The sequence below is a fragment of the Clostridium sp. genome (genome assembly GCF_051650885.1).
GTDB lineage: Bacteria > Bacillota > Clostridia > Clostridiales > Clostridiaceae > Clostridium.
The window spans coordinates 1-2,167 of the sequence record NZ_JBOFRG010000342.1; the positions used below are offsets into that span (position 1 = coordinate 1).

Genomic DNA, 2,167 nt, shown 5'->3' on the forward strand with positions numbered 1-2,167 from the left:
AGCTGCTACTACAGTTGTTATTATTGGCTCTGCTACTAATATTGACATTATAATTCCTAAAGCTGCCATTCCTATTATTATTATTATTAATAATTTATTAATATTACCACTACAATTACATTATTATTATTTTTAAAAATTCTAGGTGGTATTTGCATTGTGCCTCCCTCTCTCTAAAGCGCATTGATTAACATGTTGTATCTCGTTTATTTAATCCATACACAGTGATGCAAAAATGACAAATAGTGGTTTTAAGGGTGAACTATTTCTTGCAGTGTATCCATCCGCCCATTACTTCTGTGCAGTGGCTCTGATGGGTCTATAGTGCATTGCCAGATACAGTCGGTGAGCACAGGTTCTGGTTTTGGTCTCTGGACAGGCATGATGGTACCAAACCTGGCAACCTCACTGTGACAGCAAGACTTCAGGAAATTGCACACAGTCACCGACTGTTCTTCAACAAGAAATAGTTTCTGCACAAACTGATGTATTCACATTTCTGTTTATGTACAGATTAAACAGATGAGATAAAACATGTTAATTTGTGAGTTTTACATGTGTTGGGAGCCATTTATTAAAACCTTGGCCTGAGTCAGGCTAGCAGCCCCCAGTCTTTATGCTAAGCTATGCTAACCACCTCCTGACTGTATTTAACACACAGGCATGAGATTAATATTCATTTTCTTGTCTCGCTCACAGTAAAAAGTATAATGTTGAATAATTCCTTTAAAGAGTTCATCTGAGAGGGTATGAGGTTATCTGAGTTTTTAAAAAATAACTTTACTTTCACTTCTATTTAACATGTTTTGTTGTCTTAAGGATAAACATTAGAAAACAAAAAAGAAAAGAATTTCTTTACAAAAACAACTCTCTTGACTTGAAGTAAATGTTATGACTGAAAACCTTAAAGCACTTGAGATTATGCTCTTCAAGTTCTGTGTGGGTCTGGTCCTGAATCTTAAGTTTTGACTGTTTCTGTTTCTTTCAGGGGTGTGTGCAAGTCTAGTTGGTCTAGCTGCAATACTGCTGGCCTGCAGTCTGTTGTTGGTCAGCTCTGAGGGACTGTGTCCTTCTGTACATCTGCGCTATAACGTCTTGTGCTCAGGTTTGTCTCTGTATGATGTCAGGAAGGGAGTTAATGTGTGGGTGTGATGAGCTCATGATGAGGGTTGTGTGACTGGTTTGACATGAGGCTTTTTGTATTTCTGCTTGTGTTTCCATGCACCCTGTGACCTCACAAATGTACACGACATTTCAATCATGATGTCCATGAAAGTGTCGGCCCCGAGCGGCAGTGAGAGAGATCTTTGATGGAAGATCACATCACCCAGAACTCATGTAAAACAATGTCAGTAAACTGTGAAAACCAAAATATCCTTGTTGTGAGTTTAGCTTTCTGTGAAATGGAATTTAAAAAGGTGTACTACGGTGATTTGGGGTTTCACTTCTATGACGCTGGGGGTCAGATTAAAAAAAATACTGGTCACAATCAAAGCAGAGGAGGCCGACATACAGTGGTGGAAAGTAACTAAGTACATTTACTCAAGTACTGTAATTAAGTACAATTTTGAGGTACTTTTACTTGAGTATTTCAATATCATGCTGCTTAATACTTCTACTTGACTACATTTCAGAGGGAAATATTGTACTTTTTACCACATTTATGTGACAGTTACTTTACAGATTCAAATTTTACAAACAAACATATAATCAGTTTATATAATATGATACTCTGCTATGGATTAAATTTAATCAGTAATAAAACATTAAACATACCAGTAACTGGTTCCAAACCACGTAATTGTGTCATCTATCTATGTATGGCACAAAACTGACACTTTTAGTTTCTGCTTTATAACCATGATGTTTAATTACTGATTAAATTTAAATTTGATGTTATATAACAAAGGACATCAAGGACATTCTGAATGCCAAGAGGAGGGCCTTTACTGATGGTAATAGGGAGGAGGTGAGGGCAATCCAGGCTGACCTGAAGGTGAAAATCAGGGAGGCCAAGGAGAAGTACAGGAGGAAGCTGGAGCAGAAACTCCAGCAGAACAACATGAGGGAGGTCTGGAGCGGCATGAAGACCATCACTGGCTTCAGATCGACTGGCAGCAGAGGAGTTTCAGCTTGGACAGGGCCAACGAACTTAATCTGTTCTTTA

The 2,167-nt window shown here is 38.1% G+C and carries 1 protein-coding gene; it reads left to right on the plus strand.

Annotated elements, in window-relative coordinates:
• Positions 1 to 1,969 precede the first annotated feature (1,969 nt).
• Positions 1,970 to 2,167, plus strand: a 198-nt coding sequence (locus ACRC28_RS17295; RefSeq protein WP_438544697.1) for a hypothetical protein, incomplete at its 3' end; no start/stop codon positions are given.